This window comes from Corallococcus praedator, from assembly GCF_003612125.1.
In the GTDB taxonomy this organism is placed as follows: Bacteria; Myxococcota; Myxococcia; order Myxococcales; family Myxococcaceae; genus Corallococcus; species Corallococcus praedator.
Map to the genome: position 1 here is coordinate 1 of NZ_RAWI01000583.1, position 4,229 is coordinate 4,229.

At 68.9% G+C, this 4,229-nt stretch carries 4 protein-coding genes and 2 tRNA genes; all 6 read right to left on the minus strand.

Annotated features, from left to right (window positions below):
• The coding region (locus tag D7Y13_RS39170) for a hypothetical protein (protein ID WP_120630987.1) at positions 1 to 1,162 on the minus strand (1,162 nt) is incomplete at its 3' end.
• 125 nt (positions 1,163 to 1,287) lie between these two features.
• Positions 1,288 to 1,860, minus strand: a complete 573-nt coding sequence (locus tag D7Y13_RS39175; RefSeq protein ID WP_120584202.1) for a serine/threonine-protein kinase — start codon at positions 1,858 to 1,860, stop codon at positions 1,288 to 1,290.
• Between the two features lie 99 nt (positions 1,861 to 1,959).
• A complete protein-coding gene (locus D7Y13_RS39180; RefSeq protein WP_120538362.1) occupies positions 1,960 to 2,421 on the minus strand; it encodes a hypothetical protein in 462 nt (153 codons plus the stop codon).
• A gap of 495 nt (positions 2,422 to 2,916) precedes the next feature.
• Positions 2,917 to 2,993: transfer RNA gene (locus D7Y13_RS39185), tRNA-Asp, on the minus strand.
• Positions 2,994 to 3,004: 11 nt separating this feature from the next.
• Positions 3,005 to 3,076, minus strand: a tRNA-Val gene (locus D7Y13_RS39190).
• 385 nt (positions 3,077 to 3,461) lie between these two features.
• Positions 3,462 to 3,974, minus strand: coding sequence for a Spy/CpxP family protein refolding chaperone (locus tag D7Y13_RS39195; RefSeq protein ID WP_120584201.1), 513 nt, complete (start codon positions 3,972 to 3,974; stop codon positions 3,462 to 3,464).
• Positions 3,975 to 4,229: the final 255 nt, after the last annotated feature.

A 4,229-nucleotide genomic window follows, 5' to 3' on the forward strand; every position in this document is an offset into this window, starting at 1 on the left:
CCCCAAGTCCCTTCAACGTCAATTCCAGGCTGCGCGCGAAGAGCTGCACCGCCATGCGCCCGTCCACGTCGAAGCGGCCCCACGAGAAGGCTTCCGCGCCCAGCGACACCTTCAGGTGCTTGGAGAGGCCGCCATGGCGGACCGCGTCCCAGCCCACCTCCGCCTCGCCATGGGCCGAATACCCGTCAGGGAAGGGTGTCTCCGCCAGCGGAAATCCCTCCGGCCCCGCCGCCTTGAAGCGCGCCAATTCGTAGTCCGGGCCGAAGAAGCCCTGACGAAAGCCGCCGTGTTGCCTGCGCACCTCCAACCGCAGCCGCATGTCCAACGTGGGCGTCAACGCATCCGCGCCCGCTCCCACCACCGCACCCCATGCGCCGCCCACACCGGGCCGTCCGCCCCAACCGGCATGCAGGTGGGCCTCGAAGCCCGGCCGCACCACCACCACGGCGGTGCCGTCCAGGTGCGCCAGCGTCACCGGTGGCGCACGACCTCCGGCCTTCCCCCAGTCATGCACCGCCGACAGTGCCAGCGTGTAGCGGCCCTGCGCGCGGGGCTGGCCGAAGAGGACGTGCTCCAGGTCCAGCGCGACTTCCGCCCCCATGAGTCGCGCGCCCAGCACGTCCGAGACGAACGCCTGCGTATAGAGGGGCCCCAGCGTGCCGGTGAGGAAGCCGCCCGCTGGGTGGTAGTCGGGATTGCTTCGGTTGGAGTAGCGCCGCACGAGGTGCGCGGACAGCAGGCTGTAGGACTCCAGCGCGCCGAACCAGACGCCCACGGGCGCGTCGTTCGAGCCCAGCTTGAGCCCGCGCACCACTTGTCCGAAGTCTGAGAGGCTGTCCCAGTCCTCCTTCCGCACGAAGCCCGCGGCCCCTCCACCACCCCAGAGGCGCAACCGCACGGGCGTGCCCAGGTTGAGGCCAAACTCCGCGCCTCCGTCGAGAATGAGGGTCGGCTCCACCTGGAGGAAGCCCTCGCTCGTGCCGACGCCCGCGCGCGGCAGGAAGGACAATGTCGTCGCCTCCACGCGCAGCAAGTTGCGCCAGGCCTCGTCCAGGGGGCGCTGTTCCTCCTCCTCGGGCGGCACCTCCGGGACGTCCTCGGCCCATGCGGCCACCGGCAACAGCAGCCACAGCCAGACAGCCCCACTTCGCGTCATTCGCATCCACGCCCCCTGGGAGTGACACCTCCGAGGAGAGCAAAGGACACACGTCTGACATTCAGCCCGGCTCCCGCAGGGCCCGCGCTGCTACCCAGGGGTGAAGGTCGGCTGCGTCGAGCCGGCGACTGTTAATGCCGTGACAGGCGCAAGGCGCCCGGTCCCGGCTCTGTCGTCGTCTCGTCCGCGCTTCGCAGCGGGCGCGGCTCCGTGGGGATGGAGTCCTGACTCCGCGGCGGAAAGGCCGGGACGATGCCGCCCTCGTCCTCCAGCAGATTCAGTTCCTCCATGGCCTCGCCGCCTTCAAAGAGGGCGGTCTCTACTTCCTTCACCGCATCCGCCGCGCTGTACGGCCCCAGCCGCGCGAGCTGCCCGCGCAACTCCAGCTCCAGCGCTGCCGCTGTCGGGTAGCGAGACGCGGGCTCCCGGCACAGCAACCGCAGGAAGACGGAGCGCAGCGAGGTGGACAGCCCGAACGCGGCCTCCTTCACGTCCTTCCCACTGAACACCATGGCGCGCTGGACGGCGTCCTCCACGAAAGGCGGCAGGTTCATGTCCATCGTCGTGGCCAGTGCCGCGAGCACGCGTTGGCCCTGCTCCCGCGAGAGGCGAGGAGACTCGTCCTCCACCTTGAGATTCCCCGGGTAGTCGAGGTGTCGCCCCGTGGCGAACTCCAGCAGCACCAGCCCCAGGGAGCTGACCATGGCTTCGCTCCCGTCGATATGCCTGAAGCGGCTGGCCATGGACTGGCGGAGGGGCCTGGGACGCCGGGCGTCTGTTCTGCCCGGCGGCATCCAGGAACGTCAGTCGTCCCGTCGGACCTCGAAGGTGGCCGTGATGTAGGCGGGGTCGGTCTGGACGTAGGTCAGGGTCTCCCCGTTCTTCGTGACGAAGAAGTCGTAGTGATCCGTGACGCCGGTGTTGTCAGTGGTCTTCGCGGTGCCGCGGCAATTGGAGTCGAGGGTGTAGGTGCCAGAGTAGACGATGCGCGAGCTCACCCCATTGGTATTGACGGTCGCCGAGCCCGTGAACGTGCCGTCTCCCTGGAAGACCTCACGCCCCGCCTGCGCGAAGGGGACCCGCTCGCCTCCCGTCAAATAGAACCCGCTGTTCGCGTAGACGTAGCTGCCTTTCAGCAGGCGCAGCTTGCATTGCGAGTGCATGGAGAGGTCCTCCTCGGGCGCCTCACCGTAGGCTTCGTGCGCGAGCCCCAGGAGACCGGCCGTGAGGACACTGCCCATGACGTACCATTGGATTCGCTTCATGTTCCCCCTCCTTCGGTTCGGACCATCACGGCCCGATGAATTGGAGGCGAGAGAGTGAATGCGGGCCGGTCTTTCTCAAATCAGGCGTGGGTCGGTCTGGGCCATGCAGTAATCGACTGCGGGCATCCCCCGGGTGCCTTTGAGTGCTCCCCCAAGCAGGTGCGGAACGCGGTGAGCGCGGCGCCCCAGGCTGAGGCCAGGAAGGAGCCGTTGAAGGAGAAGACGCCGCGAGTGGACTGGCGGAGTCGCGCGACCTCTCCACCGCCTGGGGCGGATGGCACGGCGGGCCGCCGCTGACTTCAAGGGAACAGCCAAGGGCGGGCCCTCACGCTGACGCGCGCCTGACGGCTGCGCGGGGCTTCGGCTGCGCGGGAGTGGGGGAGCCATGCCGCCATCGGCGACGCCCACTTCGCACCGGAGGCCCGGGAGCGCGCGATGCAGCGGGCAGCCAGAAAAGCGAAAGGCCCGGAACCTTTCGGTTCCGGGCCTCTCTAGTGGCGAGGAGTACGGGACTTGAACCCGTGGCCTCCGGCGTGACAGGCCGGCGTTCTAACCAACTGAACTAACTCCCCACAAAATCTCTTGGGCGGAACAGGGATTGAACCTGTGACCATCGCCTTGTAAGGGCGCCGCTCTACCGCTGAGCTATCCGCCCTTGGCGGCCCGCCGTTGCTTCAGTGAGGCCGCTTGTACCGAGCCCGCACGCCTCAGTCAAGCATACGTTTTCGGTCCCCCTGATCATTCCCCGTCACCCCCTTTTGGGGGGTCGGATCCGGAGCCCGGATCCGCCCTACCCGGCCCGCACCTTCCACCGCCGCACGCGGCGACGGGAGCGGGGAATCATCAACACGGCCCCCACCAACAGGACCACCGGTACGAACACCAACATCGTCTGCATCTGCGCCCCCATGTTCCCGGAAACATACGGGGAGCCTCTGACATCCTGACGGGGAGTTCGTGACTTTCAGGAAACGACATTCCAACCGGCGGGTTTCCGGCCCCCCTCAAGCGGACGGGGGGCCGGGCCCGGGCCTGCGGGGCTACTCACCAGGGGGCGGACCGCCCCGGCCTCCATGCCCCGGCCGGTGGGCCGCCATCTCCGCCTGGAGGAGCGTCCGGGCCTGGGTCTTCTGGGCGTCCGTCAGGAGCTGCTCGGCCTCCTGGTACGCCTGGGTGACGTTCGTGCGCAGCTGGTCGAAGAGGCCGTGGGCCTGCTCCCGGTTCGCTCGGCGCGTGGCGTCCTCCTGGGTGCCGCTGGCGGGCGGCGGGCCCTGGGGCCGCGTCCCGTCCCCGGGCGGACGGGCCGGCTTCAGGGCTTCGAGGGACTGCATCAGGGGCGCGTTCTTCACCTCCAGCGCCGCCTGGATGCGCTCCAGGCCCGCGGCCTGGGTGTCGGAGAGGGCCAGGTCCTGGCGGTGCTCCAGCAGCAGTTGGACCGGGGACTTGCGCTCGTGCGGCGGCCGGTGCGCTTCCTGAGAAGAGGCGGTGGTGGTGTTTTCGGCGAAGGCGGGGACGGACAGCAGCAGGCCCAGCGTGAACAGGTGGCGCTTCATGGTGACGCTCTCCTCCAGTGGGTGCGCGCGGGGTGCGCGGGATGACCGCACCCGGAAGCCGGGGCCTGGCGACACGTGGACACCGTGGGGGACCGACTGGGAGGGGTTTGCCCCCCACGAAGGCCCGTGTCGCCGAGGCCCGGGGCTTCCGGGCTGACAGGACGAGAAGGTGCGCCCCCCATGTGCCGCGAAAATGTCCCTCGCGTTACCGATTGTGTCTGTCCCTTATACACATCTCCGAGCCAACAAGACCGG